The sequence below is a fragment of the Pseudomonas sp. Fl4BN1 genome (assembly GCF_009908285.1).
In the GTDB taxonomy this organism is placed as follows: Bacteria; Pseudomonadota; Gammaproteobacteria; order Pseudomonadales; family Pseudomonadaceae; genus Aquipseudomonas.
On record NZ_JAAARM010000006.1, the window covers coordinates 224,384 to 251,349 of the forward strand.

General features: G+C 58.1%; 30 protein-coding genes and 1 tRNA gene. 24 read left to right on the top strand and 7 right to left on the bottom strand.

The window, feature by feature from the left end:
- Positions 1–213: 213 nt before the first annotated feature.
- Positions 214–1,527: an OprD family porin gene (locus GV818_RS09600; RefSeq protein WP_161756154.1), complete on the bottom strand. Its 1,314-nt coding sequence runs from the start codon at positions 1,525–1,527 to the stop codon at positions 214–216.
- Positions 1,528–2,451: 924 nt separating this feature from the next.
- Here GV818_RS09600 and GV818_RS09605 point away from each other — a divergent pair.
- Positions 2,452–2,877: an HIT domain-containing protein gene (locus GV818_RS09605; RefSeq protein ID WP_161756153.1), complete on the top strand. Its 426-nt coding sequence runs from the start codon at positions 2,452–2,454 to the stop codon at positions 2,875–2,877.
- A 3-nt stretch (positions 2,878–2,880) separates the two neighbouring features.
- On the top strand, positions 2,881–3,087 hold the full coding sequence (locus tag GV818_RS09610) for a SlyX family protein (protein ID WP_161756152.1): 207 nt from the start codon (positions 2,881–2,883) through the stop codon (positions 3,085–3,087).
- A gap of 69 nt (positions 3,088–3,156) precedes the next feature.
- Here GV818_RS09610 and GV818_RS34770 read toward each other — a convergent pair whose 3' ends face one another.
- The gene (locus GV818_RS34770) at positions 3,157–3,762 is read right to left on the bottom strand and encodes a cold-shock protein (RefSeq protein ID WP_161756151.1); all 606 of its coding nucleotides are present in this window, start codon (positions 3,760–3,762) and stop codon (positions 3,157–3,159) included.
- 466 nt (positions 3,763–4,228) lie between these two features.
- Between GV818_RS34770 and GV818_RS09620 the strand changes: the two genes are divergently transcribed.
- The 22 genes from GV818_RS09620 to nadA all read left to right on the top strand — a co-directional run bounded on the left by GV818_RS09620 (position 4,229) and on the right by nadA (position 22,762).
- Entirely contained in the window at positions 4,229–4,702 is a 474-nt protein-coding gene (locus GV818_RS09620) for a Dps family protein (RefSeq protein WP_161756150.1), read from the top strand.
- A 252-nt stretch (positions 4,703–4,954) separates the two neighbouring features.
- Positions 4,955–5,176, top strand: a complete 222-nt coding sequence (locus GV818_RS09625; RefSeq protein ID WP_010457489.1) for an FmdB family zinc ribbon protein — start codon at positions 4,955–4,957, stop codon at positions 5,174–5,176.
- A gap of 97 nt (positions 5,177–5,273) precedes the next feature.
- Complete coding sequence (gene aspS, locus GV818_RS09630; protein ID WP_161776425.1) at positions 5,274–7,049, top strand: aspartate--tRNA ligase; 1,776 nt, start codon at positions 5,274–5,276, stop codon at positions 7,047–7,049.
- A gap of 116 nt (positions 7,050–7,165) precedes the next feature.
- Positions 7,166–7,912 (top strand): YebC/PmpR family DNA-binding transcriptional regulator, encoded by a 747-nt coding sequence (locus GV818_RS09635; RefSeq protein ID WP_161756148.1) that lies wholly within the window; start codon positions 7,166–7,168, stop codon positions 7,910–7,912.
- Between the two features lie 129 nt (positions 7,913–8,041).
- Positions 8,042–8,566: a crossover junction endodeoxyribonuclease RuvC gene (ruvC, locus tag GV818_RS09640; protein ID WP_161756147.1), complete on the top strand. Its 525-nt coding sequence runs from the start codon at positions 8,042–8,044 to the stop codon at positions 8,564–8,566.
- A gap of 115 nt (positions 8,567–8,681) precedes the next feature.
- Positions 8,682–9,290 (top strand): Holliday junction branch migration protein RuvA, encoded by a 609-nt coding sequence (ruvA, locus tag GV818_RS09645; RefSeq protein ID WP_161756146.1) that lies wholly within the window; start codon positions 8,682–8,684, stop codon positions 9,288–9,290.
- Positions 9,291–10,349, top strand: coding sequence for a Holliday junction branch migration DNA helicase RuvB (gene ruvB, locus GV818_RS09650; RefSeq protein ID WP_161756145.1), 1,059 nt, complete (start codon positions 9,291–9,293; stop codon positions 10,347–10,349). It abuts the gene before it with no gap.
- Between the two features lie 138 nt (positions 10,350–10,487).
- A complete protein-coding gene (gene ybgC, locus GV818_RS09655) occupies positions 10,488–10,955 on the top strand; it encodes a tol-pal system-associated acyl-CoA thioesterase (protein WP_161756144.1) in 468 nt (155 codons plus the stop codon).
- The gene (gene tolQ / locus GV818_RS09660; RefSeq protein ID WP_161756143.1) at positions 10,945–11,640 is read left to right on the top strand and encodes a protein TolQ; all 696 of its coding nucleotides are present in this window, start codon (positions 10,945–10,947) and stop codon (positions 11,638–11,640) included. Before ybgC ends, tolQ begins: the two co-directional genes overlap by 11 nt.
- A gap of 13 nt (positions 11,641–11,653) precedes the next feature.
- Positions 11,654–12,106 carry a protein TolR gene (gene tolR, locus GV818_RS09665; protein WP_161756142.1) on the top strand — a complete coding sequence of 151 codons (453 nt, stop codon included), beginning with the start codon at positions 11,654–11,656 and terminating at the stop codon, positions 12,104–12,106.
- Positions 12,106–13,167, top strand: a complete 1,062-nt coding sequence (tolA, locus tag GV818_RS09670) for a cell envelope integrity protein TolA (protein WP_161756141.1) — start codon at positions 12,106–12,108, stop codon at positions 13,165–13,167. Before tolR ends, tolA begins: the two co-directional genes overlap by 1 nt.
- A 17-nt stretch (positions 13,168–13,184) precedes the next feature.
- Positions 13,185–14,465 carry a Tol-Pal system beta propeller repeat protein TolB gene (gene tolB, locus GV818_RS09675; protein ID WP_178124822.1) on the top strand — a complete coding sequence of 427 codons (1,281 nt, stop codon included), beginning with the start codon at positions 13,185–13,187 and terminating at the stop codon, positions 14,463–14,465.
- A 53-nt stretch (positions 14,466–14,518) separates the two neighbouring features.
- Complete coding sequence (gene pal, locus GV818_RS09680; protein WP_003227510.1) at positions 14,519–15,016, top strand: peptidoglycan-associated lipoprotein Pal; 498 nt, start codon at positions 14,519–14,521, stop codon at positions 15,014–15,016.
- 6 nt (positions 15,017–15,022) lie between these two features.
- Positions 15,023–15,847: a tol-pal system protein YbgF gene (ybgF, locus tag GV818_RS09685; RefSeq protein ID WP_161756139.1), complete on the top strand. Its 825-nt coding sequence runs from the start codon at positions 15,023–15,025 to the stop codon at positions 15,845–15,847.
- A 166-nt stretch (positions 15,848–16,013) separates the two neighbouring features.
- The gene (gene queE / locus GV818_RS09690) at positions 16,014–16,661 is read left to right on the top strand and encodes a 7-carboxy-7-deazaguanine synthase QueE (RefSeq protein WP_161756138.1); all 648 of its coding nucleotides are present in this window, start codon (positions 16,014–16,016) and stop codon (positions 16,659–16,661) included.
- Between the two features lies 1 nt (position 16,662).
- The gene (queC, locus tag GV818_RS09695) at positions 16,663–17,364 is read left to right on the top strand and encodes a 7-cyano-7-deazaguanine synthase QueC (RefSeq protein ID WP_161776426.1); all 702 of its coding nucleotides are present in this window, start codon (positions 16,663–16,665) and stop codon (positions 17,362–17,364) included.
- 63 nt (positions 17,365–17,427) lie between these two features.
- Positions 17,428–17,503: transfer RNA gene (locus tag GV818_RS09700), tRNA-Lys, on the top strand.
- A gap of 660 nt (positions 17,504–18,163) precedes the next feature.
- Complete coding sequence (locus tag GV818_RS09705) at positions 18,164–18,931, top strand: COG4705 family protein (RefSeq protein WP_161776427.1); 768 nt, start codon at positions 18,164–18,166, stop codon at positions 18,929–18,931.
- Between the two features lie 28 nt (positions 18,932–18,959).
- Positions 18,960–19,394 (top strand): hypothetical protein, encoded by a 435-nt coding sequence (locus GV818_RS09710; protein ID WP_161756135.1) that lies wholly within the window; start codon positions 18,960–18,962, stop codon positions 19,392–19,394.
- A 126-nt stretch (positions 19,395–19,520) separates the two neighbouring features.
- A complete protein-coding gene (locus tag GV818_RS09715) occupies positions 19,521–20,186 on the top strand; it encodes a response regulator (RefSeq protein ID WP_161776428.1) in 666 nt (221 codons plus the stop codon).
- Positions 20,162–21,532, top strand: coding sequence for an ATP-binding protein (locus tag GV818_RS09720; RefSeq protein ID WP_161776429.1), 1,371 nt, complete (start codon positions 20,162–20,164; stop codon positions 21,530–21,532). The genes GV818_RS09715 and GV818_RS09720 overlap by 25 nt, the downstream gene beginning before the upstream one ends.
- Before the next feature lie 171 nt (positions 21,533–21,703).
- The gene (nadA, locus tag GV818_RS09725) at positions 21,704–22,762 is read left to right on the top strand and encodes a quinolinate synthase NadA (RefSeq protein ID WP_161756132.1); all 1,059 of its coding nucleotides are present in this window, start codon (positions 21,704–21,706) and stop codon (positions 22,760–22,762) included.
- Between the two features lie 62 nt (positions 22,763–22,824).
- Here nadA and GV818_RS09730 read toward each other — a convergent pair whose 3' ends face one another.
- The 5 genes from GV818_RS09730 to GV818_RS09750 all read right to left on the bottom strand — a co-directional run.
- Positions 22,825–23,313 (bottom strand): RDD family protein, encoded by a 489-nt coding sequence (locus GV818_RS09730; RefSeq protein WP_161756131.1) that lies wholly within the window; start codon positions 23,311–23,313, stop codon positions 22,825–22,827.
- 96 nt (positions 23,314–23,409) lie between these two features.
- Positions 23,410–23,622 carry a cold-shock protein gene (locus tag GV818_RS09735; RefSeq protein WP_007977299.1) on the bottom strand — a complete coding sequence of 71 codons (213 nt, stop codon included), beginning with the start codon at positions 23,620–23,622 and terminating at the stop codon, positions 23,410–23,412.
- Between the two features lie 392 nt (positions 23,623–24,014).
- Complete coding sequence (gcvT, locus tag GV818_RS09740) at positions 24,015–25,139, bottom strand: glycine cleavage system aminomethyltransferase GcvT (RefSeq protein ID WP_161776430.1); 1,125 nt, start codon at positions 25,137–25,139, stop codon at positions 24,015–24,017.
- A gap of 40 nt (positions 25,140–25,179) precedes the next feature.
- Complete coding sequence (locus tag GV818_RS09745) at positions 25,180–26,556, bottom strand: L-serine ammonia-lyase (RefSeq protein ID WP_161756129.1); 1,377 nt, start codon at positions 26,554–26,556, stop codon at positions 25,180–25,182.
- Positions 26,557–26,736: 180 nt separating this feature from the next.
- A partial coding sequence (locus tag GV818_RS09750) for a hypothetical protein (RefSeq protein WP_161776431.1) occupies positions 26,737–26,966 on the bottom strand: 230 nt, incomplete at its 5' end.

Sequence of the window (26,966 nt, forward strand, 5' to 3'; positions counted from 1 at the left end):
CCCTTGTCTGTTTTAAGTCCAGCCATTGGTAACTAGCAAGGCCTGCCTGGAGCCATTGATATCTACTAACAATAGCTGTTTACTTAGTTAGCTTGCTATTTGGTTTTGGGTTTCTTTCTGAAACTTCAAAGAGGCATAAAAAAACCGCCACCCTGAATCAGGATGGCGGTTCTTATTAGAGCTGCGTGTTAGCGCATTCAGCTGAGCACTGAATTACAAGATGCTCAGTGGGTACTCTACGATGATACGAACGTCGTTGTTGTCTGCGGTGTAGTCCTTGTTGTAAGCACCGTTTGCACGATACACAGCGCTACGCAGGCGGAACGACAGGTCTTTGGCTGGACCTTCTTGCATCACGTACTTGGTTTCGAAGTTGAACTCGTTTTCCTTGCCTTCGGTGTTCGACGAAGTGGTGATGTTGTCACCCTTCACGTAACGGGCCATGAAGCTCAGGCCAGGAACACCCAGGGTCGCCATGTTCAGGTCGTAGCGAGCCTGCCAGGAACGCTCGTCTTCACCGATGAAGTCGGAGATCTGGATGGAGTTGGCGACGAAGATGGTGCCGTTGCCGTCAACACCGTACAGGTAGTTGGTGTCGCCGGTGGAGCGCTGGTGAGCGATGGTGAACTTGTTCGGGCCGATGCTGTAAGCAGCTGCCAAGCTCCACAGTTTGTTGTCCAGCTTGCCGTACAGTTTCTTGCCGTCGTCTTCGGTGCGGTAGCCGTTGAAGTCGAGGTTCAGCGACTGGTTGTCAGCGATCGGGAAGGTGTAGTTCAGGTTGATGTACTGCTTCTTGAAGTAGTCATCGACCTTGGACGCAGCGATGCCGCCGACGAAGTTGTCGGTGAACTGGTAGGTGGCACCAGCGAAGTCAGCGGCAGTCAGACCTGGTTTTTTCAGGCCGTCAGCGCCACGACCGTTGATGCTGTCGTTGTACTGGCCGGTCTGCGAGCGCAGTGCGGTGAAGTGACCAGCGTTCAGCTCCAGGCCCTTGATCTCTTTGCTGGTGATCATGGTACCGGTAGCGACTTCAGGCAGCAGGCGGCTGTCGTCGGTGGAGAATACTGGGCTGGCAACCATCTGGTCGCCGTATTTCAGTACGGTGTCAGAGATCCGGAACTTGACCGCGCCGCCTACAGCTGACGAGTCTTTTTCTGGCTCGCCCAGGCTGTTGTTGGCTGCCAGGCCGTTACCGGAGCGACCAGCGCCACCGTCCAGCTTGATCACGCCCATGGCGAAAGCGTCAACACCGACACCTACGGTGCCTTGAGTGAAGCCGGAGTTGTACTGCAGCAGTTCACTCAGGCCGGTATCTTGGCGATAGCCGCTTTTGAAAGTGCCGTCGGCACGTTCGTGGTTACCTGCGCCGTTCTTGAAGTCACGGTTCATGTACTCAAGACGGGTTTTGGCGGTCAGGGTGCTATCTTCGATAAAGCCCTTTGCGTCGTCCTGAGAGGACGCGATTGCGAACTGCGAGGTGCCTGCTGATACAGCCAGGGCGATCATGCTCCACTTCATCACGCGCATCGTGATTTGCTCCTTTGGTTTTTAGAAGAGTACTGCCGTCCCACCTATTTTTTTATCTGGGCGGCTCTTTCTTTTTGTGTCGGCGCAAACTTATATCACGCTGACAATATTGGCGATACTTGCCTATCTATCCTTTCAGCTTCTTTACGACCCTGTCGCAAATTGCTTGATCTGTGTCGTAATTTTGCAGTCGGAGTGTATCCAGACTGACAACTTTAACAGTGTGCTTCGAGCGCTTTTGAGGAGGAAATTAAGCCCTCATGCCAAAACTTTCAAAGTACTGCGGGGCAACCCTGCCACTATTATTATGAGTCTGCAGGGCCTCACTTCCGATGAGCCAATGCAGACGATGTCAGGTTGAATGCAACAAGCGTGCACAAACTGAGTCTGCTCGGTAACTTTTCTTCAAACCCGCATGTGACCCTGTAAAAACCGCATAAAACCGCTCTCTCAGACGTCCTTTTGTTTGGCTTGACGCGGCAGTCTTCATAGTGCAGGGCTGTGCAATAAGTTGCACAGTCAGGCAAAACGTTACCGCGACACACCGCAAAGTGAGTAAACGGCGGATGCTTGGGGTACTGAGCGTAGACCGTCTGTACGGGGTTGCTGCAAAACTTTGGTAACTCTGCGCAAAGTTCATGCAGTCATGTGCGGGAAAGATCAGCAGCGTTACTGGTCAGGTGGGTCACCTTCCGAACGTTCTGGCTGCTCTGTGCGCAAATGGTGCGGCGCGAGGGAAAGTGTTCTGCAGTGGGGCGCATTGCTTGCATTGAAGTCGGCTCCTTGCCGGGGCTTGAGTGGCGGCGCATGGGTTCATTGGTCATGAAGCGCGAGGCGTTCACAGGTATGCTGCGCGTCTGTTGCCTGGTGCGTGTCAGTCATACTGGACGCCAGGTTGGAATGAGCTGAGCGGGAGTAAACGCGGTGTTCACTTTAGATTCACGGCTGCAACAAGACACACTGCCGATCGGGGATTTCCCCCTTTGTCGATTGCTGCTGTCCAATGACGCCAACTATCCCTGGTTCATCCTGGTGCCGCGTCGCGAGGATATCAGCGAGTTGTTTCAACTGGATGTCACCGATCAGCTTCAGTTGTGGCAGGAAACCACCGCACTGGCAGAGGTGCTCAAGGACTCCTTTGATGCCGATAAGTTGAATGTGGCGACCCTGGGCAATGTGGTGAGTCAACTGCACATGCATGTAATCGTGCGTAAACGCGACGATGCCGCATGGCCGGCTCCGGTGTGGGGCAAGCACCCGGCCAAGCCTTACAGTGCTGAGCAGGTTGCGCAGATCCGTGACCGGCTGCGGGTAGTATTGGCTGATGATTTCCAGTTTTTGGAGGGTTGAGTCATGAGCCTGGAAGATCGTGTAACCGACCTGGAAAGCCGACTGGCGTTCCAGGATGACACTATTCAGACTTTGAACGACGTGCTGGTGGCGCAGCAGAAAGTGCTGGAGCGCTTGCAGTTGCAGATGGCTGCGCTGCTCAAGCGTCAGGAAGAAATGGTCGGGCAGTTCGACTCTTTTGAAGAGGAAGCGCCGCCGCCTCATTACTGAGGGGCGCTAGGTACTGAGTTGCCAGAGCAAAAAAAACCGCGCCTAGGCGCGGTTTTTTGTGGGCATGGATCAGCGACGCGGTAGTGCAGCAATCACGTCTTCAGCTTGCAGGCCCTTGTCGCGGTTCATCACCGAGAACTCCACACGCTGGCCTTCGACCAGAACGCGATGACCTTCTCCGCGAATGGCGCGAAAGTGCACAAAAATATCATCGCCAGAATCCCGGGAAATAAAGCCGAACCCCTTGGAGGTGTTGAACCACTTCACAGTGCCGGTATCGCGGTTGCTCATATCGTAAGACGGCGCAGAGGATGCCGCAGGCGATGACTTGTAAAAGCTGACGGCTAGATGCAGGGCCACTGCAATCAGTGCAGTCAACAGGCTGACCAGAACTGCGGGTTGACCACCGATCACTGGCATGGGGGCCAGCAGCGTGAGGGTTTGCAGTACGACAACCAATACCAGCAGAGCGCTGACGAGATTTTGCAGGTGATGACGAGGGCCTCGGTTCCAGTAAGGGATCGCTGGAGCCAGGATCAGGTTGAGCAGGCCGAACAGGGCCAGGTAAAGAGCATCGGGTTGTTGCAGGTAGGGAACTGCGTCAGATCTTAGACTCGGAAGCAAGGACAGCAGCAGAGCTGCGACGCCTGTCAGTAGGTGGACGATTTTCAACATTTTGATTAACTCACGTTAAGAAGCAAGCACAAGGAAGAGCTGATCACGCACGGTTCGCTTCTGAATAAATAGGTGAGGCGGCAGGTACGTACGCGGTGTCAGCCTATGCGCGCTGGCCGAAGAAATAGGCAACAGCGACACGGGCTCTATTTAACAGTAAAGCCCAGGCCTTCTCAAATCAGCAGCGGTGCCCGGTGTGATGGCTGGAACGCCAGGGGGGATGTCGTGAATTCGGACAATCGGGCAAAAAGGCTTGTTCTAGACGGGTGGCTGTGGATTTTTCGGGGAACGTCGATTTTTCCCTGTTGTCGGATATTTCTTGAGCTCAGGGCGAAAAAATCTTGCCCGGTCCACGGGGCAATCCACCGCAGGCTGATTGACGATCCGTGGCGGCGGGGGAGCAGTACTCTTGCTAGAGTGGTCCGGCAGCTGATTGTGTGAATCCATCCCGTTAACGGAGAGAAACATGGCAATTGATATCGGTATCAGTGAAGAAGATCGTAAATCCATCGTCGACGGTCTTTCCCGTCTGCTTTCGGACACCTACGTGTTGTACCTGAAAACCCATAACTTCCATTGGAACGTTACCGGCCCGCAATTTCGCACCCTGCATCTGATGTTTGAAGAGCAGTACAACGAACTGGCCCTGGCGGTCGATCTGATTGCCGAGCGTATTCGCGCCTTGGGTTTCCCGGCTCCGGGTGCCTATTCCATTTATGCTCGGCTGTCCTCGATCAAGGAGGAGGAGGGGGTGCCGGCGGCTGAAGAAATGATCAAGCAACTGGTCAGCGGTCAGGAAGCGGTGACTCGGACCGCGCGTGGCATCTTCCCGTTGCTGGACAAGGTCAGCGACGAGCCGACGGCAGATCTGCTGACCCAGCGCATGCAAGTGCATGAGAAAACCGCATGGATGCTGCGCTCGTTGCTGGAAAATCGTTAAGTCCGCTATTACGAATGGCGCCTCGCTGCGTCATTCGTCCCCTCTATAAGGTCGCTGCTCCTCCAGTCTTGAGTCCGGCGCTGATCGAATCGCTGGCACCTGTCCGACAATCAGCAACTCCCGCTAATAGGGTCATACGGCTGCACAGGGCCGATTTAATGGATATAATCCCGCTCTTTGCTACGTAGCCCGAGCTTTGGCGTGGGCTCTGGCTGTAATTCAAGCAGTAATCTGGATTGCCGAGACGCCCCCATGCCCATGTACGACTACCAATGCGCTTCCTGTGGTCATCAGTTGGAAGCCATTCAAAAGATCAGCGCCGCGCCGCTGGTCGATTGCCCTGCCTGCCAGGCACCTGAACTGAAAAAGATGCTGTCCATGCCCGGTTTCCGCCTCAGTGGCACCGGCTGGTATGAAACCGACTTCAAGACCGGCTCCAAGAAGAACCTGGCCGGTGGCGACAAAGCTGACTAAGTTGAACGACACGCGCGAGTTCTTGCACTATCCGGCACCTTGAGAGGTGCGCAAGGCCTCCATCGAATTTTGAATTACGAGAAGTGAAACCACTACCATGATGCGCAGCCATTATTGCGGCCAACTGAACGAAAGCCTGGAAGGTCAGGAAGTAACCCTTTGCGGATGGGTCCACCGTCGCCGTGACCACGGCGGGGTGATTTTCCTCGATATCCGTGATCGTGAAGGTCTGGCCCAGGTAGTGTTCGACCCGGACCGTGCTGACACCTTCGCCGCCGCCGACCGCGTGCGCAGCGAATACGTGGTCAAGGTCACCGGTAAGGTGCGCCTGCGCCCGGCCGGCGCCGGCAATGCCAACATGGCTTCGGGCATGATCGAAGTCCTGGGCTATGAGCTGGAAGTGCTGAACGAAGCGGAAACCCCGCCGTTCCCGCTCAACGAATACTCCGACGTGGGTGAAGAAACCCGTCTGCGCTATCGCTTCATCGACCTGCGCCGTCCGGAAATGGCCGAGAAACTGCGTCTGCGCTCGCGCATGACCACCAGCATCCGTCGCTACCTGGACGAGAACGGCTTCCTCGACGTGGAAACGCCGATCCTGACCCGCGCCACCCCTGAAGGTGCCCGCGACTACCTGGTGCCGAGCCGTACCCACGCGGGCAGCTTCTTTGCCTTGCCGCAATCGCCGCAGCTGTTCAAGCAGTTGCTGATGGTGGCCGGCTTCGACCGCTACTACCAGATCGCCAAGTGCTTCCGCGACGAAGACCTGCGTGCCGACCGTCAGCCTGAGTTCACTCAGATCGACATCGAAACCAGCTTCCTCGATGAAAAAGACATCATGGGCCTGACCGAAGGCATGATCCGCAACCTGTTCAAGGAAGTGCTGGATCTGGAGTTCGGCGAATTCCCGCACATGACCTTTGAAGAGGCCATGCGCCGTTACGGCTCCGACAAGCCGGACCTGCGCAACCCGCTGGAACTGGTGGACGTTGCCGATCAGCTCAAGGAAGTGGACTTCAAGGTCTTCAGTGGTCCGGCCAACGATCCAAAATGCCGTATCGCCGCCTTGCGCGTGCCAGGCGGGGCGAGCATGCCGCGCAAGCAGATCGACGACTACACCAAGTTTGTCGGTATCTACGGTGCCAAGGGCCTGGCGTACATCAAGGTCAACGAGCGCGCCAAGGGCGTTGAAGGCCTGCAGTCGCCGATCGTCAAGAATATCCCAGAGGCCAACCTGAACGTGATCCTCGATCGCGTTGGTGCGGTTGATGGCGACATCGTGTTCTTCGGTGCCGACAAGGCCAAGATCGTCAGCGAAGCTTTGGGCGCGCTGCGGATCAAGCTCGGTCATGACCTGAGCCTGCTGACCTGCGAGTGGGCGCCTATGTGGGTCGTCGACTTCCCGATGTTCGAAGAGAACGACGACGGTAGCTTCAGCGCGTTGCACCACCCGTTCACCGCGCCGAAGTGCTCGCCACAAGAGCTGGAGGCCAACCCGGCCACCGCATTGTCCCGTGCCTACGACATGGTGCTCAACGGCACCGAGTTGGGTGGCGGTTCGATCCGTATCCATCGCAAGGAAATGCAGCAAGCGGTATTCCGCCTGTTGGGTATCAGCGAAGAGGAACAGGAAGAGAAATTCGGCTTCCTGCTCGACGCCCTCAAGTATGGCGCGCCGCCACACGGTGGTTTGGCCTTCGGTCTGGATCGCCTGGTGATGCTGATGACCGGCGCCCAGTCGATCCGCGAAGTGATCGCTTTCCCGAAAACCCAGAGCGCAGCCTGTGTCATGACTCAGGCGCCGGGTCTGGTGGATGCCAAGGCTCTGCGCGAGCTGCACATCCGCCTGCGCGAACAGCCTAAGGCTGAATAAGCCGGCCCGATAAGGCGCACCTTCGGGTGCGCTTTTTCTATGGGGTCGAGTTTTTGTTGCTCGCATGCCGCAAAGGTGACGCGGGCAATGTTTCAAAGAAAATTTTGGAGCAATTTATGGCAGGTCATTCCAAGTGGGCGAACATCAAGCACCGCAAAGAGCGTCAGGATGCCAAGAAAGGCAAGATTTTCACCAAGTGGATTCGTGAACTGACCGTCGCTGCCCGTCAGGGTGGCGGTGATCCTGGTTCCAACCCGCGTCTGCGTCTGGCGTTGGACAAGGCGCTGAGCGCCAACATGAGCCGGGACATTATCGATCGTGCGGTGGCCCGGGGCGCTGGTGCAGCCGATACCGATGACATGGTCGAGCTGACCTACGAAGGTTATGGTCCGGGCGGCGTGGCGGTGATGGTCGAATGCATGACCGATAACCGTAACCGCACTGCGGCTGCCGTGCGGCATGCGTTTAGCAAGTGTGGTGGCAACCTGGGCACCGATGGTTCGGTGGCCTACCTGTTCGAGCGCAAGGGGCAGATTTCCTTCGCGCCGGGTATCGACGAAGATTCGCTGATCGAAGCCGCGATGGAAGCGGACGCCGATGACGTGGTGAGCAACGACGACGGTTCGATTGACGTCTTCACCTCGTTCGCCGGTTTCTATGCCGTGCGTAATGCCCTGGAAGCGGCGGGGTTCAAGGCCGATGACGCGGAAATCGTCATGCTGCCGACCACCAGTGCCGAGCTGGACCTGGAAGGTGCCGAGAAGGTCCTCAAGCTGATCGACATGCTGGAAGACCTGGATGACGTACAGAACGTCTACTCCAACGCGGACATTCCGGAGTCGGTTGCCGAGCAACTCGGCTGATTCAATTGCACTGCCCTTGAAGCCGGATGTGCAACGCCGCGATTATTGTGCGGCAGAGTGCTTCCGGCTTTTGCTTTTTCGCTGTTCCGCTCATGGCCGACAGGCCTCTTCATTCAAGCAGCAGGCGTTATGACTCTTATTCTTGGCATCGACCCCGGTTCGCGCATCACCGGTTATGGCGTGGTTCGAGATACCGGACGCGGCTGCGTGTATGTGGCCTCCGGTTGTATTCGTACCGGTGCCGGCGAGTTGCCGGAGCGGTTGCAGATCGTCTATCGCGGGGTCCGCGAGGTAATTCAGACCTACGGTCCGGTGACCATGGGCATCGAGAAGGTGTTCATGGCACGTAATGCCGACTCGGCCTTGAAGCTTGGGCAGGCGCGGGGTGCGGCTATCGTTGCGGGTGCCGAGGAGGGCCTGGAGATTGCCGAGTACACCGCTACCCAGGTCAAGCAGGCCGTGGCCGGGACCGGCGCCGCAAATAAGGAGCAGGTGCAGATGATGGTCATGCATTTGCTCAAGTTGACCAGCAAGCCGCAGATCGACGCCTCGGACGCCCTGGCTATTGCCATCTGTCACGCTCATACCCGCTCCAGCTTGTTGCCCCATGGGCTGGGAACGGCACGCAGTCGTGGCGGTCGCCTGCGTCTCTGATAGCATCAGCGCAGTCATTTTTAGGAGTGGAGCGTTGCGCGCCTGTGTTGCCGGCCCGGACGCTTGCTCAGTGAGCCGCCAGTCCCGTACTGGCCATCGTCTAAGGATTTGAAACGTGATTGGACGCTTGCGCGGCACTCTGGCTGAGAAACAGCCGCCGCACCTGATTCTTGATGTAAACGGGCTGGGGTACGAAGTCGAAGTGCCCATGACCACCCTTTATCGCCTGCCGTCGGTCGGCGAACCCCTGACCTTGCACACCCATCTGGTTGTCCGCGAGGACGCGCAGTTACTCTACGGCTTTGCCAGCAAGCGTGAGCGAGACTTTTTTCGCGAGTTGATCCGTCTCAATGGTGTTGGTCCGAAATTGGCCCTGGCGCTGATGTCCAGTCTTGAGGTGGATGAGCTGGTGCGCTGTGTGCAAGCCCAGGACACCTCGGCCCTGACCAAGGTACCTGGGGTTGGCAAGAAGACCGCCGAGCGTCTGCTGGTGGAACTCAAGGACCGCTTCAAGGCCTGGGAAGCGGTACCGAGCATGTTCGCCCTGGTGCCAAACCAGCCGGACGCGCCGATGCCGGTCGCCAGCGCCGAGTCGGATGCAGTCAGTGCGTTGATCTCTCTGGGCTACAAGCCGCAGGAAGCCAGCAAGGCGGTGTCCGCGATCAAAGACAAAGGCTTGAGCAGTGAAGACATGATCCGCCGAGCGCTGAAGGGAATGATTTAAGTGATTGAAGCTGACCGTCTGATCGCCGCCACGGGACCCCGTGAGCGCGAAGAAGTCCAGGACCGGGCGATTCGTCCGGTCAGCCTGGCCGACTACATTGGCCAGCCCAGCGTGCGCGAGCAGATGGAGCTGTTCATCCAGGCGGCCCGTGGGCGCAATGAGTCCCTGGACCACACCCTGATCTTCGGCCCTCCCGGATTGGGCAAGACCACCTTGGCCAACATCATTGCCGAGGAAATGGGCGTATCGATCAAGAGTACATCCGGCCCTGTGCTGGAGCGCCCTGGCGATTTGGCGGCGCTGCTGACCAACCTCGAGCCGCATGATGTGCTGTTCATCGACGAGATCCATCGACTGTCGCCGATCGTTGAAGAAGTGCTGTACCCGGCCATGGAAGATTTCCAGCTCGACATCATGATCGGCGAGGGCCCAGCGGCGCGCTCGATCAAGCTGGACCTGCCGCCGTTTACCCTGGTTGGGGCGACGACCCGCGCGGGGATGTTGACCAACCCGCTGCGGGACCGGTTCGGTATCGTGCAGCGGTTGGAGTTCTATAGCACTGCGGACCTGGCGACCATTGTCAGTCGTTCCGCGAGCATTCTCGGCTTGCCCCTGGATCCGGAAGGCGCCTTCGAGGTGGCTCGCCGTGCAAGGGGCACGCCGCGGATTGCCAACCGTCTGTTGCGCCGGGTACGCGACTTTGCCGAAGTGCGGGCCAAGGGACACATCACCAAGCCGATCGCCGACCTGGCCTTGAACCTGCTGGACGTCGATGAGCGTGGCTTCGATCACCAGGACCGACGTCTGTTGCTGACCATGATCGAGAAATTCGACGGTGGGCCAGTGGGCGTTGACAGCCTGGCAGCGGCGATCAGTGAAGAACGCCATACCATCGAGGATGTGTTGGAGCCGTACCTGATCCAGCAGGGCTACATCATGCGTACCCCACGTGGCCGGGTGGTGACCCGGCATGCTTACCTGCACTTCGGTTTAAACATTCCGTCACGAATGGGGGACATGCCTGTGGTAGACGAATTCCTCGATGCCGTGGACGATTAATAACCCGCTTTTTGTCGATTTATTTGGGGTTTGTGCTGTCCTAGGGGCTGGCATCGTTAAAACTTCAGCAAAAGTCGTTCAAGAATGAAAAAACAGTTGCCTGGCCGGATTGGCAACCCGAGGAGTAAGCACTAGAGTATGCGCGCGCAAAACGGGCTTGGGTCGTTCGCACATCGTTGTCGCGTTTATTACGAGGACACCGATGCCGGCGGCATCGTGTATTACGTTAATTACCTTAAGTTTATGGAGCGGGCTCGAACCGAGCGGCTACGACACTTGGGCTTTGCCCAATCGCAGCTGGCAGGGGAGAACCTGTTATTTGTCGTGCATTCCAGCGAAGCGCGTTACCACGCGCCGGCGCGACTGGACGATGAGCTTCTGGTCAGTGCCCAGGTCACCGAATTGAACCGGGTCAGCCTGCGCTTCACTCAGCAGGTCAGGCGTTCCACGGACAATGTGCTGCTCTGTGAAGGGCAGTTTTTGGTGGCTTGTGTGCGCGCCGACAATTTCAAACCCCGCGCTATTCCAGATGCTCTGCGTACGGCCTTTGCCGACGAGAGCAGCGCGGGTACACACTCAGAGCAGGAGATAAAGCGTGGAAGCTAACGTCGTCGACCATTCCTCCATGTGGAGCCTGGTCAGCAATGCCAGCGTTGTAGTGCAGTTGGTAATGCTGATCCTGGTTGCCGCATCGGTGACTTCATGGATCATGATCTTTCAGCGCAGCAACCTGCTGCGCGCCGGTCGACGTGCCCTGGAGAGCTTCGAGGAGCGCTTCTGGTCCGGTATCGACCTGTCCAAACTCTACCGTCAGGCGGGTAGCAACCCAGACCCGGATTCCGGCGTCGAGCAGATCTTTCGTGCCGGTTTCAAGGAATTCTCCCGCCTGCGCCAGCAACCGGGGGTTGATCCGGAAGCGGTCATGGAAGGTGTGGCCCGTGCGATGCGCGTAGCCATTTCCCGTGAAGAAGAGAAGCTCGAGCAGAGCCTGCCCTTCCTCGCCACCGTAGGTTCGGTCAGCCCGTACATCGGCCTGTTCGGTACTGTATGGGGGATCATGAACTCCTTCCGTGGCTTGGCCCAGGCCCAGCAAGCGACCTTGGCCACTGTGGCCCCGGGTATCGCCGAAGCCCTGATCGCCACGGCCATCGGCCTGTTCGCGGCCATCCCGGCGGTGATCGCCTACAACCGCTTCGCCGCTCGTGGCGAGACCCTGATCAGCCGTTACTACACCTTCGCCGACGAGTTCCAGGCGATCCTGCACCGCAAAGTGCACACCAGCGAAGAGTGAGCAGGTAAATCCAATGGCCCGAGTTCGCCACAAACGCAAGCCGGTTGCCGAGATGAACGTGGTGCCCTACATCGACGTGATGTTGGTACTGCTGGTTATCTTCATGGTGACCGCGCCGATGCTCAACCAGGGCGTGAAAGTTGACCTGCCCAAGGTTTCCAGCGAAGCCTTGCCCCAGGACAACAACACCCAGGTGCTGACTATCTCGATCAAGTCTGACAAGACCTATTACTGGAACCTTGGCAGTGAAGTCGACACCGAGAAGCAACAGGACAAGGCGATGACCTTGCCGCAGATGACGGACGCGGTGACCAAGATCATCCGTGCCGGCAATGAAGGCGGCAAACGCACCCAGGTGTTCATTCGCGGTGATAAAACCGTCGACTATGGCTCCGTGATGGGTGCCATGGGGGGGCTGCAGAAAGCCGGAGTCGGTAACGTTGGCTTGATTACCGAGGCGCCCTGATGCACCAACAGCGAGAGCCGTCCGCCTCGGAAAGCTACTTCTGGCCTAGTGTCTGGGCGGTTGCCCTGCACGTGCTGGTGTTTGGCATGCTGTTTGTCAGCTTTGCCATGACCCCGGAGTTGCCGCCGGCCAAGCCGATCGTCCAGGCGACCCTGTATCAGCTGAAGTCGAAGAGTCCGGCCACTACCCAGACCAATCACAAGATTGCGGGTGAGGCGAAGAAATCCGCCGCGCGCCAGACCGAAGCTGAGCAGTTGGAACAGAAGAAGGTCGAGCAGGAAGAGATCAAGGCTGCGGAACAAAAGAAAGAAGAGGCCGCTCAAAAAGCCGACGAAGCTAAAAAGGCCGATGAGGCCAAGAAAGCCGACGAGGCCAAGAAGGCTGATGAAGCCAAGAAAACCGCGGAAGCAAAAAAGGCTGAAGAGAAACAATTGGCTGATATAGCCAAGAAGAAGTCTGAAGAAGAAGCCAAGAAAGCCGTGGAAGAAGAGGCCAAGAAAAAGGCCGCTGAAGAAGCGAAGAAGAAAGTCGTCGAAGACGCGAAGAAAAAAGCTGCGGAAGACGCGAAGAAGAAATCTGAAGCTGACGAAGCGAAGAAAAAGGTCGCCGAGGACGCGAAGAAGAAAGCTGCCGCCGACGCCGCGAAGAAAAAGGCCCAGGAAGCAGCGCGTAAATCTGCCGAAGAGAAAAAGGCCCAGGCCTTGGCCGATTTGCTTTCCGATAAGCCGGAGCGTGAGGCCACGAAGTCGGATGAGGTGGGTGACAGTGTCGCGGGCAGTTTCGATGACCTGATTCGTATTCGTGCGGCGGAAGGCTGGGCTCGTCCTCCTTCGGCGCGCAAGGGCATGACGGTGGAGCTGCGAATCGGCATGTTGCCTGATGGCACGGTGACCACGGTCAGCGTGATCAAGTCCAGTGGTGATGGGCCGTTCGACGCTTCGGCGGTGGCGGCAGTCAAGAACATTGGGCGTTTGACAGAAATGCAGGGGTTGAGTCCGAAGGATTTTGCTCCCTATCGTTCATTCAAGATGACATTCACACCTGAGGATCTAGCCTTGTGAGAAACCTTCTTCGAGGAATGCTTGTCGTTATTTGCTGTATGGCAGGGATAGCGGCAGCGGATGAAAAGAACATTCTGGTCACCAGTGGCACTGACCGGGCAACGCCTATCGCGGTAGTACCGTTCGGTTGGCAGGGTGGCAGCGTGCTGCCGGACGACATGGCACAGATCATCGGTGATGACCTGCGCAACTCGGGCTATTACTCGCCTATTCCTAAGCAGAACATGATCAGCTTGCCGACCCAGGCCAGTGAAGTCATTTTCCGCGACTGGAAAGCCTTGGGCGCCCAGTACGTGATGGTCGGCAACATTGTTCCCGCTGGCGGTCGCCTGCAGGTGCAGTACACCCTGTTCAACGTCGCTACCGAGCAGCAAGTGCTGACCGGCAGCGTCTCGGGCAGCGTCGATCAATTGCGGGACATGTCGCACTACATTTCCGACCAGTCCTTTGAAAAGCTCACCGGCATCAAGGGGGCTTTCTCGACGCGCCTGTTGTACGTGACGGCCGAGCGCTTCTCGGTGAACAACACGCGTTACACTTTGCAACGCTCCGACTATGACGGCGCTCGTGCAGTGACGCTGTTGCAGTCCCGCGAACCTATCCTGTCGCCGCGTTTCGCGCCCGATGGCAAGCGCATTGCCTATGTGTCGTTCGAGCAGAAGCGTCCGCGCATCTTCGTTCAGCACATTGATACCGGGCGTCGTGAGCAGATCACCAACTTCGAAGGCCTCAATGGTGCGCCAGCCTGGTCGCCCGATGGCAGTCGCCTGGCGTTCGTGCTGTCCAAGGATGGCAACCCGGATATCTACGTGATGAACATGGCCTCGCGCCAGTTGAGTCGTGTCACCAGTGGTCCTGGCATCAATACCGAGCCGTTCTGGGGCAAGGATGGTTCCACCATCTACTTCACCTCTGACCGGGGCGGCAAGCCACAAGTCTATAAAAGCAATGTCAACGGCGGTGGCGCTGAGCGTGTGACCTTTATTGGTAACTACAACGCCAACCCAAAACTTTCTGCTGACGAAAAGACCCTGGTGATGATCCACCGCCAGGATGGCTTCACCAACTTCCGGGTGGCGGCTCAGGATTTGCAGCGCGGTAGCGTAAAAATCCTCACAGACACCAACCTTGATGAGTCAGCTACTGTTGCGCCCAACGGCACCATGGTAATCTACGCCACCCGCCAGCAGGGCCGGGGAGTCTTGATGCTCGTGTCCATTAATGGACGTGTGAGGCTCCCGCTTCCTACCGCTCAAGGCGAAGTCAGAGAACCGTCCTGGTCCCCTTACCTGAACTGACGCGGCGCTACAATGTTTCACTTAACACACTGGGGTTCATTAGGAGTTTCACGATGGAAATGTTGAAGTTTGGTAAGTTTGCTGCGCTGGCTCTGGCCATGGCTGTAGCTGTAGGTTGCTCCTCCAAAGGTGGCGACAACGCCGGTGAAGGCGCTGTTGATCCAAACGCTGGTTACGGCGCTAACACTGGTGCTGTTGATGGCTCCCTGAGCGAAGAAGCTGCTCTGCGCGCAATCACCACCTTCTACTTCGAATACGACAGCTCGGACCTGAAGCCAGAAGCCATGCGCGCTCTGGATGTTCACGCCAAAGACCTGAAAGCAAACGGCGCTCGCGTTGTTCTGGAAGGCAACACCGACGAACGTGGTACTCGTGAGTACAACATGGCACTGGGCGAGCGTCGTGCGAAAGCCGTTCAACGCTACCTGGTTCTGCAAGGCGTTTCCCCAGCTCAGCTGGAGCTGGTTTCCTACGGTAAAGAGCGTCCAGTTGCTACTGGCCACGACGAGCAGTCCTGGGCTCAAAACCGTCGCGTCGAACTGCGTAAGTAATTCGTCATGCGAACGTGCCGTCGTGCTGTAACTATTTTGGCTCTCAGTCTCACGCCGCTTGCGGCGTGGTCTGCGGTTCCTGTGGTTGATAACAACTCTGGCTATAACAATAGCGGGAGCAGTTATCCGCCAGCGGGTTATGGCACGAACGGCGCCTATGCCGGGGGAGGGGTTTCGACCCCTGTCTCGGCACAGGGCGAGCTGTTCCAGCAACTGCAGCAAATGCAGGAGCAGATTGCACGCCAACAGGGTGTGATCGAAGTTCTGCAAAATGATGTAGCGCGGATGAAGCAAGAAAGCCTGGAGCGTTACCAGGATCTTGATCGACGCATAGGAAGCGGTGCAGCACCTGCCGCGACTCCTGAGAATTCTTCTGCCGGTGGCAACATGAATGCCGCCGGTGCCGCAGCCGGGGCTGCTGCTCAAGCGCCTGCCGCCAGCAGCGAACCCGCTGATCCGGCCAAGGAAAAGCTTTATTACGATGCTGCCTTCGACCTGATCAAAGCCAAGGATTTTGACAAGGCCAGCCAGGCCTTCTCGGCATTCCTGCGCAAGTATCCCAACAGCCAGTACGCCGGCAATGCCCAGTACTGGTTGGGTGAAGTGAACCTGGCCAAGGGTGATCTGCAAGGTGCAGGTCAGGCTTTCGCCAAGGTTTCCCAGCTGTATCCCAAGCACGCCAAAGTGCCGGATTCGCTGTACAAGCTGGCTGACGTAGAGCGCCGCCTGGGTCACGCCGACCGGGTCAAGGGCATTCTGCAGCAGGTGGTTGCCCAGTATCCGGGGACTTCAGCTGCTCAACTGGCACAACGGGATCTGCAGCGCATGTAAGCGCGCAGGTAGCTGTTACAAGAAACCCGCGCTTGTCGCGGGTTTTTTCGTTAGAATCCATGCCCTTTTTCTGAAACACGCTTCCTGGGATCTGCGCGATTGCGGGGTTTCTTGAAGTGCCTGACGGAGGCGGACAGCCTGTTTAGCTGTTACGCCCGTGGCGATTATGCAAGACACATTGAGAATTACCGAAGTTTTCTACTCGTTGCAGGGTGAAACTCGGACTGCCGGGCTGCCCACGGTTTTTGTGCGCCTGACTGGTTGTCCGCTGCGTTGTCAGTACTGCGACAGTGCCTACGCCTTCAGCGGTGGTACCCAGCGTACCCTCGACAGCCTGCTGGAGCAGGTTGCCGGTTTCCGTCCGCGCTATGTCTGTGTCACCGGCGGTGAGCCGCTGGCGCAACCCAATGCCATTCCTTTGCTCAAGCAACTGTGCGATGCCGGTTATGAGGTTTCGCTGGAAACCAGTGGCGCCCTGGACATCTCGGCGGTAGACCCGCGAGTCAGTCGGATTCTCGACCTGAAGACTCCAGGTTCCGAGGAGGTTCAGCGCAATCGCTACGAAAACATCCAACTGCTGACCGCCAACGATCAGGTGAAGTTTGTCATCTGCTCTCGCGAGGACTATGACTGGGCGGTGTCCAAGCTGATCCAGTACGGCCTTGAGCGGCGTGCCGGTGAAGTGCTGTTCTCGCCGAGCCACCATGACCTGAATGCGCGGGATCTGGCCGACTGGATCGTTGCTGACAACTTGCCGGTGCGCCTGCAACTGCAATTGCATAAATACCTTTGGAATGATGAGCCGGGGCGCTGAAATGACTGAACAAGCACAGAGCCAAGTTTCCACTGGAAAGCGCGCAGTGATTTTGCTGTCCGGCGGCCTGGACTCGGCCACCGTCGTGGCCATGGCCCGCGCTGAAGGCTATAGCTGCTACACCATGAGCTTCGATTACGGCCAGCGTCATCGTGCAGAGCTGCATGCAGCTGAGCGCGTGGCTCGGGACCTGGGAGTGGTCGAGCACAAGGTCATCGGTCTCAACCTCAACGGCATTGGCGGCTCCGCGCTGACCGACAGCTCCATCGATGTTCCGGAAACGCCGGGTGAAGGCATCCCTGTCACTTATGTGCCTGCGCGCAACACGGTATTCCTGTCCCTGGCCCTAGGCTGGGCAGAAGTCCTTGAAGCGCGGGACATCTTCATTGGTGTCAATGCGGTGGATTACTCCGGTTATCCGGATTGCCGTCCCGAATTTGTAGAGGCCTTTGAGCGCATGGCCAATCTGGCGACCAAGGCTGGCGTCGAAGGGCAGGGCTTTCGTATCCAGGCGCCATTGCAGAACCTTAGCAAGGCCGAGATCATCAAGGCCGGTGTGCATCTGGGAGTCGATTACGGGCTGACGGTTTCTTGCTATCAGGCGGACGACAAGGGGCGTGCATGCAGTAAATGCGACAGCTGCCGCTTGCGTGCAGAAGGCTTTAGCGCGGCTGGTATTAGCGACCCAACACTTTATTTTTGATTTTTTTCACTTAGGGTGTTGAATTACCGTTAGAAATCAGTATTATACGCGCCACCACACAGCGGGTCGTTAGCTCAGTTGGTAGAGCAGTTGGCTTTTAACCAATTGGTCGTAGGTTCGAATCCCACACGACCCACCATATTTGGCGGTTTAGAAAATCCGGAAGGCCCACGAAAGTGAGGATTTCCGGGTTTTTTTTTGTCCTCTGAAAGGTGCCTGCATCGCTCCGCAAGCGAGTGATGGCATCATCCCCTACAGGCAGTGTCGATTCTATTGCCGAGCCCTTTACATCAAGGGTTCAGTCCGCTGACTGGCTCATTGCTTCGCTGTGCCGTGGCCTCCCTTTGAACAATATCCATCGTGGCGATTGTGCTCGATCAATCGACGGCCATGTCCGCACGAGCTCGTCAGTGAACGGGTGGATGCGCCTTGAGAGTGGCCGTGGATAGTTTCTGAGGGGCAGGTGCTATGAGCCGCACCTGAACCACTCTCTGGCCTTTACAGCTGCCCAGAGCCCTGCATTGATTCGTTTGCTCGGCCTTTATGTGACTTTGGTCGTGAAGAACGGGGGGCTGCGACGGATTTGCTTCCAGTACAGCAAGTAGCCTTTGATTTCGCACGTCCGAGAGTCGAAAGTCCATCGACCTGGTGTACCTGGCGGTCCCTCGATCCTGCGGCGTTGACGCTGCGCACGTAGCGAGTTGATACGGCGGCTTCAAGGCTTGCTCAGTTCCAGCTAAGTTTTCTCTCGTAGCCTCTCCCTCGCGCCAATACATGCGCCGTTATGGAGAGGCACCCAATGAAGCCGTTGAGCAAGAACGATTGGCTGAACAAGGTTCCGGAGGTGACGCTGTCCTTCTGGATCATCAAGATCATGTCCACCACCGTGGGCGAAACCTGTGCCGACTATCTGGCTGTCGATGCTGGGCTGGGGCAGGCGGTGACCAGTATCGGTATGGCCCTGCTGTTGGCGTTGGCGCTGTTCGGCCAGCTTCGTTCCCGCGCCTATACACCTTGGATCTATTGGTTGAGCGTGGTGCTGGTGAGCATTGTCGGCACGCAGATCACCGATGTGCTCACGGATAAGTTGGGCATCAGCCTGTATGTCAGTACGGCAGTGTTTGCAGGGTTGTTGGCGATCAACTTTGCCGTCTGGTATGCGATTGAGCGCAACCTGTCGATCCGTCAGATCGTCACTCCGCGCCGCGAGCTGTTTTACTGGACGACCGTGCTTTGTACCTTTGCCCTGGGTACTGCTGCCGGAGACCTGGCCACCGAAGCCCTGGGGCTCGGCTTTACCCTGGGGGCGGGAATCTTTGCGGTGTTGATCGCCGTGACCTTGGCTATCTGGCGTCTTGGGGGTAATGCGGTACTGACCTTCTGGATCGCCTACATCCTCACGCGGCCCTTTGGCGCGGCGTTGGGCGATCTGCTGACCCAAGCCAAAACCTATGGTGGCCTGGGCTTGGGTGCGACCTGGACCAGCGCAATCTTCCTCTGCGTCATTCTCTTGCTGGTGATCGGCGCGCAGATTAGCGTCGGCAATCGCCAGCGCCTTACCTACTGATTATTCGACTCTTATTCAGGGACTCATCATGGCCTTTATTCACGTTGTTACTCGCAACGCCGCGACTCTTTCCGTCATTGTTCTACTGGGACTGGCAGCGGGCTGTTCAAAACCTGACGAAGGGGCCAAGACTGGAGCGCTGGCCGCGTCCGAGATCTCTCAGCCAGCGGCATCCAAGTTGGGCAACCTGTCCGAGTTCCAGGGCATTGCCAGTGAGGTCGCTGCGCTGGTGGACAAGCAGGACCTGGCGGGAGCGAAAAGCCATATCAAGGACCTGGAAGTTGCCTGGGACTCCGCCGAAGCTGGATTGAAGCCCCGCGCCGCAGCCGACTGGCATTTGCTCGATAAGGGCATCGATCGTGCACTCGACGCCTTGCGTGCCAGCACCCCGCAATTGGCCCAGTGCAAGGCGGCAATGGATGATCTGCTGGCAACCTTCAATTCACTGCAGGGCAAAAAATGACACCTGATCCGAGCCATTGGTTTTTTCTCGGCAGATGACGGGCTGAGTGATTACCCTTGGAGTTGACTTGATCCGGGCCCGGCACTCCTCTGGCGAGTGCTGGGCCTGCTTCATTGCGGAGGCACGATGCGGATTTTGCTGGTGGAAGACGACGTCATGATTGGCGAGGCGATACAGGGTGCGCTCAAGGATGCGGGGTACGCCGCTGATTGGGTCACCAATGGTTTGACCGCCTTGGCTGCCTTGGACAGCCAGCACTATGACCAGGTATTGCTGGACCTCGGGCTGCCTGGCAAGGACGGGCTTCAGGTGCTCGACAGCATACGCAAGGGCAACAACCCGGTGCCCCTGTTGATCATCACCGCGCGTGACAGTCTCGATGATCGCCTGCGCGGTCTTGACGGTGGAGCAGATGACTACCTGTTGAAACCTTTTGCAATGGCCGAGTTGTTGGCGCGCATGCGCGCAGTCATGCGCCGTAAAGCCGGGAGTGCAACACCGTTGCTGAGTAATGGCGTGGTTTCGCTGGACCCGGTATCGAAACGAGCGAGCACTGCGGGGCAGTCTGATGTGCAGCTGTCCAACCGAGAGTTCACCCTGTTGCAAACCTTGTTGATCCGGCCCGGAGCGATTCTCTCGCGCAGTGAGCTCGAGGATCGTATCTACGGTTGGGGAGATGAAGTGGAGAGCAATGCCGTGGAGTTTCTGATCCACGCCTTGCGCCGCAAGCTGGGAAGCCAGGTGATCAAGAACGTCAGGGGAATGGGATGGATGGTTTCAAAAAGCGTCTGAGCGAGTCGGTCCAGCTCAGGCTGTCCATTGCCTTGTCGGCGGCGGTGCTGATCGTCGCCCTTCTCGCTGGCGTCTTTGCCTATGTCTCGGCGTTCGATGAGGCCCTGGAGATGCAGGACAACACCCTGCGCCAGGTGGCCGCCTTGTTCGAGCGTCAGCAGATGACCCTTGGCTACCCTGCGCCTGACCAGGTCGTTGCCGACGACAATGAAGAGTCCAGGGTGGTCATTCAGTACCTTGCCGACGGCGCCAAGGCTGCGACAGACAGCGATGCCGATACGCCGCTGCCATTGCCAACCAGCCTGGTCGATGGCCTGTCGACCTTGATGGTCGGGGGTGAGCCGTTTCGCGTACTGGTCAAGACCACAAGCCGCGGTGAGCGCATCGCCGTGGCCCAGGAAACCGGTGCCCGCGACAAGGACGCGCGCGAGAGTGCCTGGCGTGGCCTGTTGCCGTTTTTGATCCTGTTTCCCGTGCTATTGCTGGTACTCGCTGATCTGGTGCGCAAGCTGTTTCGTCCCATCGCAGTATTGGCCGCAGAGATCGATCTGCGTGACGAGCAGGAACTGCACCCGATCGACGAGCGACACCTGCCGACCGAGGTCCGGCCTTTTGTATTGGCAATCAATCGTCTGCTGGCGCGAGTTACTCAGTCCATGACGGCGCAGCGACGTTTTGTGGCCGATGCTGCCCACGAGTTGCGATCGCCGATGGCAGCCCTGTCCCTGCAAGCCGAGCGCCTGGCATCTGCTGAAATGTCGAGCGTTGCCCAAGAGCGTCTGCGGTTGTTGCGGCGAGGTATTGAGCGGGGCAGAAAACTGATCGACCAATTGCTCAGGCTGGCGTCCGTGCAGTCCGGCACCAGCGCGCGTATTTCACGGGTTTCGGTGCATGGTGTGTATCGCCAGGTGCTGGAGGACTTGTTGCCCCTGGCAGAAGACAAAGCGATCGATATCGGCGTGGAGGGCGGTGAGGACGAACAGGTGTTGATCTCTGAGGAGGACCTGCTGACCCTGGTGAAGAACCTGGTGGACAATGCCATTCGCTATACGCCGCAGGGCGGCAGGGTGGATCTGTCGGTGGCCCGGGTGCAAGGCAAGGTTTTGTTGAGGATCAGTGATTCAGGGCCGGGTATCGCGCAGGCCGAGCGGGAGCGGGTATTTGATCCCTTCCATCGCTGCTTGGGCACTGAGGAGGTGGGCTCCGGGCTTGGCTTGTCCATCGTCAAGGCCATCGCGGATCGACACGCTGCCCGAGTGTGGCTCGATTACACCGACGAGCAAGCGAGGAATGGGCTATGCGTATCGGTGGCTTTTGCATCGGTGGAGGTGCTGCCGGAGGGGTAGGTCGCAGTGTGGGGCAGAATAAACTTTTGAATGGCGGGGATATTCTGTAGCCTTGCGCGGCTCCAATGTTGTCCGTGCCTGATGAACTCACTCTCCCGGCGGGGCCTTAAGTGGTCCGGAGCCGGTGGTATACTCGACTTTCGCGCCCAAGCGCCTGCAGGTCTTGCGAACATGACGCAAATTTCCGAACGCCTTCTGGTTCAAGCTCACCTCGACGCCAAGCAGCCCAAACCTTTGAGCGCTGCGCAAGAGGCTCATTTTCGTGCCGCCATCGCCGCTGAGCTCAAGGCTCAAGACGCGGTACTGGTTGCGCATTTCTACTGTGATCCGGTGATTCAGGCCCTGGCCGAAGAAACCGGTGGTTGTGTGTCCGACTCCCTGGAAATGGCCCGCTTTGGCAATGCCCATCCGGCCAAGACTGTGGTGGTGGCGGGTGTGCGCTTCATGGGCGAGACGGCGAAGATTCTCAATCCAGAAAAGCGCGTGCTGATGCCGACGCTGGAAGCCACCTGCTCCCTCGACCTGGGCTGCCCGGTGGATGAATTCTCGGCCTTCTGCGATCAGCACCCCGAACGTACCGTGGTGGTGTATGCCAACACTTCTGCGGCGGTCAAGGCTCGTGCCGATTGGGTGGTGACCTCTAGCTGCGCCCTGGAAATCGTTGAAAGCCTGATGGACAACGGCGAGAAGATCATCTGGGGTCCGGACAAGCATCTGGGTACCTATATCCAGCGCCAGACCGGTGCCGACATGCTGCTTTGGGACGGTGCCTGCATCGTTCATGAAGAGTTCAAGTCCAAGCAGTTGGAAGACATGAAGGCGTTGTATCCGGACGCAGCGATCCTGGTGCATCCGGAGTCCCCCAGCTCGGTGATCGACCTGGCTGACGCGGTAGGCTCCACCAGTCAACTGATCGCCGCTGCGCAGCGTCTGCCGAACAAGACCTTCATCGTCGCTACCGACCGTGGGATCTTCTACAAGATGCAGCAGCTGTGCCCGGACAAGGTGTTTATCGAAGCACCTACGGCTGGTAACGGTGCGGCGTGCCGCAGTTGCGCCCATTGCCCGTGGATGGCGATGAACACCCTGGAGCGCACGCTGCAGTGCCTGCAGGATGGCAGCAATGAGATCAATGTTGATCCCGCGTTGATTCCCAATGCGCTTCGTCCTCTCAAGCGCATGCTGGACTTCACCCAGGCTGCGCGCATGCGGCTTGCAGGCAACGCCTGATCGGTTTATCCCAGCCATAAAAAAACGCCCCGATCTGTCGGGGCGTTTTTGTCTGTGGCGTATTACTTCTTCTGCTTGGGAATGCGCACCAGTTGGGTGTTGGAATAAATGTCGTGCCAACTGCGTTTCTGCTTGTCCACCAGCACCCAGAAGAAGCCCAGGCCGGCACACAGCCAGGATGCGATGGACACCATGAAGCGCAGCAGTGCCTGCCACAGGCTGATGCGGCTGCCGTCGGCGTTCTGTACGCGGATGCCCCAGACCTGCATGCCCAGGGTCTGTCCGGTATGGGTCCAGAATTTGGCGAAGAAGCCGAACAGGACGAACAGCAGGATCGTGGAGTACAGCGGATCGCCGTCCAGGGCGCCGGACTCGGTCAGGGTGCGCATCCGTGCTTCGCCGATGATCTGCATCTGGATCAGCTTGTAGATGCCTCCCGTGACGATCAGCAGGGCGACGCAGAGTAGAAAATCATAGAACATCGCTGCCAGGCGACGACCCAGGCCGACGGCGGGAAAATCGCCTTGTGGGCTTAGCAGATGTTTCGACATGACAGGCTCTCGACTGAAAAAAGAAGCCATTTTACGGAATTGCGCGCACAAAAAAGCCCCTGATGTCAGCATCAGGGGCTTTTTCGTTACAGGCGATTAAGCTTCTGCTTGTACTTCGTCAGCCTGCATGCCTTTCTGGCCTTGCACAGCGATGAAGGTCACTTTCTGGCCTTCTTTCAGGCTTTTGAAGCCGTTGCCCTGAATGGCGCGGAAGTGTACGAACAGATCCGGACCGCTTTCTGGAGTGATAAAACCAAAACCTTTCTCGTCGTTAAACCACTTGACGGTACCGCTCTGACGTTGGGACATTTCTTATTTCCTTTGACGCTAAAAAATTAATGACAGTCTCTTTCTCGTGAAAGAGTACTGGGCTGGGTTGCAGGAAAGTAAGAGACGTCGAACGGGTTGTAGCAAACTTGTTAGCTACTGCCCAGGTCACGATTCCAAGCGACCCATGCAAACACAGTGGAGAAACTCTACGCCAACTACGGGAGAAAAAACAAGCCCCGCGAACCCCCGGTTTTGCTCAGCTTGCCAAGGTTTGGTGGAACTAGCGTGCGGGGCTTATTCGATAGAGTTATTCAATTGTTTTCGGGCGTTCTAAGTAAAGTTCAGTATCGAAAATATGCACTGTTTTATGGCGGTTGCGTTACAGATTAGTGCGCTTTTAACGCAACCGCGTTACTTATGGAAACAGTCCTTTAGCCGCGGTAATAGCGCTGTGGCACGAATGGCATTTTGCTTACAAGCATTGGTACCTTTTTCCCACGAACTATCGCTGCAACTGGTGTATCGAGCGCCGTGTGTTGGATGTCGAGGTAGCCCATGGCCAACGGACTGCCCAGGGTCGGGCCGAAGCCGCCACTGCAGACGTTGCCGATGATGTTTCCTTCGGCGTCGACAATCTCCGCGCCTTCACGTACCGGTGTACGTTCCTGGGGCAGCAGGCCGACACGTTTGCGACTGACGCCGTCTTTCTGCTGGGTAAAGATCACCTCCGCCCCGGGGAAGCCGCCAGCACGAGCGCCGTCGGCTCGACGGACCTTGGAAATAGCCCAGAGCAGGCTGGCCTGGATCGGTGTGGTATCGCTGTTCATGTCGTGGCCATAGAGGCACAGACCAGCCTCCAGACGCAGGGAGTCACGGGCACCCAGACCGATGGCCGCCACTTCCGGTTCGGCCAGCAGGGCACGGGCGAGTTTTTCCGCGTGGGCCGCTGGTACTGAAATTTCGAAACCGTCTTCCCCGGTGTAACCCGAACGGCTGATAAAGCAGTCCACACCCAGCACCGACACTGGCTTGAACTGCATAAAGGTCATCTTCGCCACCTCCGGCGCCAGGCGCGCCAGTACGGTGACGGCCGCCGGGCCTTGCAGTGCCAGCAGGGCACGTTCTTCGAACAGCGGCTGAATCTCGCATTGCTTGCCGATGTGCTGGCGCAGGTGGGCCAGGTCCTGATCCTTGCAGGCCGCGTTGACCACCAGGAACAGTTGGTTGTCACCCAGGTTGGCGACCATCAGGTCGTCGAGGATGCCACCGTGTTCGTTGGTGAACATGGCGTAGCGCTGCATGCCCACCGGTAGGTCGATGATGTCCACTGGCACCAGGCTTTCCAGGGCTTTGGCGGCATTGGCGCCGCTCAGGCGGATCTGCCCCATGTGGGACACGTCGAACAGGCCGGCCTGCTCGCGGGTATGTTGGTGCTCCTTCATCACCCCCAGCGGGTATTGCACTGGCATGTCGTAGCCGGCAAACGGCACCATGCGGGCACCCAGTTCCAGGTGCAGGCTGTGCAGTGGGGTTTTCAACAGTGATTCGGTGGACATGGGCAACTCCTGAAAAATGTACGCAAACGCAATTCGCGTATCAGCACTCGATAATGTTCACGGCCAAACCGCCACGGGCGGTTTCCTTGTATTTGCTTTTCATGTCGGCGCCGGTCTGGCGCATGGTGCGGATCACCTTGTCGAGGGAGACGAAATGTTGCCCGTCCCCTCGCAGCGCCATGCGCACCGCGTTGATGGCTTTAACTGAGCCCATGGCGTTGCGTTCGATACAGGGCACTTGCACCAGGCCGCCAATCGGGTCGCAGGTCAGTCCGAGGTTATGTTCCATGCCGATTTCCGCGGCGTTCTCCACCTGTTGCACGCTGCCACCCAGGACCTCGCATAACGCCCCGGCCGCCATCGAGCAGGCCACGCCCACCTCACCCTGGCATCCGACTTCGGCACCGGAGATCGAGGCGTTTTCCTTGTACAGAATGCCGATGGCGGCTGCGGTCAGGAGGAAGCGCACCACCCCGTCTTCAGTGGCTCCGGGAATGAAGCGCATGTAGTAGTGCAGTACTGCCGGAATGATCCCGGCCGCACCGTTGGTGGGGGCCGTGACCACTCTGCCACCATTGGCGTTTTCCTCATTGACCGCGAGGGCATAGAGGTTGACCCAATCCAGCACCGACAGCGCATCACGCAGCGCCGCCTCCGGGTGCTTGCACAGTTGCCGGTGCAGGGCAGCGGCGCGGCGCTTGACCTTGAGCCCGCCCGGCAGAATCCCTTCGTTGCGGCAGCCCGCATCCACGCAGTCCTGCATCACTTGCCAGATCTTCAGCAGGCCGGCACGGGTTTCCGCTTCCGGGCGCCAGGCACTTTCATTGGTCAGCATCACCTGGCTGATGGACAGGCCGTAGGTACTGCAGTGCTGCAGCAGTTCCTTGGCGTTCCTGAAGGGAAAGGTCAGCGGGGTGGTGTCTTCGACAATGCGGTCCGCACCGGCGGCGTCTTCATCGACCACGAAGCCGCCGCCGACCGAGTAGTACTCGCGGCTGCGGATTTGCAGGCCGGCGCTATCGAAGGCACGAAAGATCATGCCGTTGGGGTGATACGCCAGGGGTTTGCGGATCATCACCAAGTGTTCTTTCTCGTTGAACGCAATGCGCTGTTCACCGAGCAGGTTGAGGTGCGCGCTGCTGCGTATTTCCTGCAGGCGAGCGGCGATGTTTTCGGTATTCACGGTGTCCGGGTGTTCGCCTTCCAGGCCCAGCAAAACCGCCTTGTCGCTGCCGTGACCTTTACCTGTGGCGCCCAGCGAGCCGTACAACTCGACCTTGACGCGGGTGGTGCTTGCCAGCAGGTGTTCGCGACGCAGCCCTTCGACGAAACGCGCAGCCGCGCGCATCGGGCCAACGGTGTGAGAGCTGGAGGGACCGATACCAATCTTGAACAGGTCGAACACGCTCAGGGACATGTTGGTTCTCCGGTTTCTTATTGTAGTGATCGGCAGGCAGGCACTTGTAGGAGTGGGCTTGCCCGCGATCCAGGCGCCGCAGTTCTACTCGATTGATGCGTTGTCGTTCATCGCCGGCGAGCCGGCTCCTACAGGTATACGCGGTATCTGTAGGGGCACGGCTCTCCAGTGATGGACGGCTCAGGCGTCCTGGTAGCTTTCGATCGACGGGCAGGCACACACCAGGTTGCGGTCGCCGAACACGTTGTCGACCCGGCCCACTGGCGGCCAATACTTGCCATCGACCAGCGACGCCACCGGGTACACCGCCTGTTCGCGGCTGTACGGGTGGGACCATTCCCCCACCAGCTCGGCCGCAGTGTGCGGGGCGTTTTTCAGTGGGTTGTCGTCCTTGTCCAGCAGGCCGCTTT

Coding starts and splice junctions, on each gene's coding strand:
- GV818_RS09600 (WP_161756154.1), bottom strand. CDS start 1,527: ATGCGCGTGATGAAGTGGAGCATGATCGCCCTGGCTGTATCAGCAGGC.
- GV818_RS09610 (WP_161756152.1), top strand. CDS start 2,881: ATGAGCCTGGAAGATCGTGTAACCGACCTGGAAAGCCGACTGGCGTTC.
- GV818_RS34770 (WP_161756151.1), bottom strand. CDS start 3,762: ATGTTGAAAATCGTCCACCTACTGACAGGCGTCGCAGCTCTGCTGCTG.
- GV818_RS09620 (WP_161756150.1), top strand. CDS start 4,229: ATGGCAATTGATATCGGTATCAGTGAAGAAGATCGTAAATCCATCGTC.
- GV818_RS09625 (WP_010457489.1), top strand. CDS start 4,955: ATGCCCATGTACGACTACCAATGCGCTTCCTGTGGTCATCAGTTGGAA.
- aspS (WP_161776425.1), top strand. CDS start 5,274: ATGATGCGCAGCCATTATTGCGGCCAACTGAACGAAAGCCTGGAAGGT.
- GV818_RS09635 (WP_161756148.1), top strand. CDS start 7,166: ATGGCAGGTCATTCCAAGTGGGCGAACATCAAGCACCGCAAAGAGCGT.
- ruvC (WP_161756147.1), top strand. CDS start 8,042: ATGACTCTTATTCTTGGCATCGACCCCGGTTCGCGCATCACCGGTTAT.
- ybgC (WP_161756144.1), top strand. CDS start 10,488: ATGCGCGCGCAAAACGGGCTTGGGTCGTTCGCACATCGTTGTCGCGTT.
- tolR (WP_161756142.1), top strand. CDS start 11,654: ATGGCCCGAGTTCGCCACAAACGCAAGCCGGTTGCCGAGATGAACGTG.
- tolA (WP_161756141.1), top strand. CDS start 12,106: ATGCACCAACAGCGAGAGCCGTCCGCCTCGGAAAGCTACTTCTGGCCT.
- tolB (WP_178124822.1), top strand. CDS start 13,185: ATGCTTGTCGTTATTTGCTGTATGGCAGGGATAGCGGCAGCGGATGAA.
- pal (WP_003227510.1), top strand. CDS start 14,519: ATGGAAATGTTGAAGTTTGGTAAGTTTGCTGCGCTGGCTCTGGCCATG.
- ybgF (WP_161756139.1), top strand. CDS start 15,023: ATGCGAACGTGCCGTCGTGCTGTAACTATTTTGGCTCTCAGTCTCACG.
- queE (WP_161756138.1), top strand. CDS start 16,014: ATGCAAGACACATTGAGAATTACCGAAGTTTTCTACTCGTTGCAGGGT.
- queC (WP_161776426.1), top strand. CDS start 16,663: ATGACTGAACAAGCACAGAGCCAAGTTTCCACTGGAAAGCGCGCAGTG.
- GV818_RS09705 (WP_161776427.1), top strand. CDS start 18,164: ATGAAGCCGTTGAGCAAGAACGATTGGCTGAACAAGGTTCCGGAGGTG.
- GV818_RS09710 (WP_161756135.1), top strand. CDS start 18,960: ATGGCCTTTATTCACGTTGTTACTCGCAACGCCGCGACTCTTTCCGTC.
- GV818_RS09715 (WP_161776428.1), top strand. CDS start 19,521: ATGCGGATTTTGCTGGTGGAAGACGACGTCATGATTGGCGAGGCGATA.
- GV818_RS09720 (WP_161776429.1), top strand. CDS start 20,162: ATGGATGGTTTCAAAAAGCGTCTGAGCGAGTCGGTCCAGCTCAGGCTG.
- nadA (WP_161756132.1), top strand. CDS start 21,704: ATGACGCAAATTTCCGAACGCCTTCTGGTTCAAGCTCACCTCGACGCC.
- GV818_RS09730 (WP_161756131.1), bottom strand. CDS start 23,313: ATGTCGAAACATCTGCTAAGCCCACAAGGCGATTTTCCCGCCGTCGGC.
- GV818_RS09735 (WP_007977299.1), bottom strand. CDS start 23,622: ATGTCCCAACGTCAGAGCGGTACCGTCAAGTGGTTTAACGACGAGAAA.
- gcvT (WP_161776430.1), bottom strand. CDS start 25,139: ATGTCCACCGAATCACTGTTGAAAACCCCACTGCACAGCCTGCACCTG.
- GV818_RS09745 (WP_161756129.1), bottom strand. CDS start 26,556: ATGTCCCTGAGCGTGTTCGACCTGTTCAAGATTGGTATCGGTCCCTCC.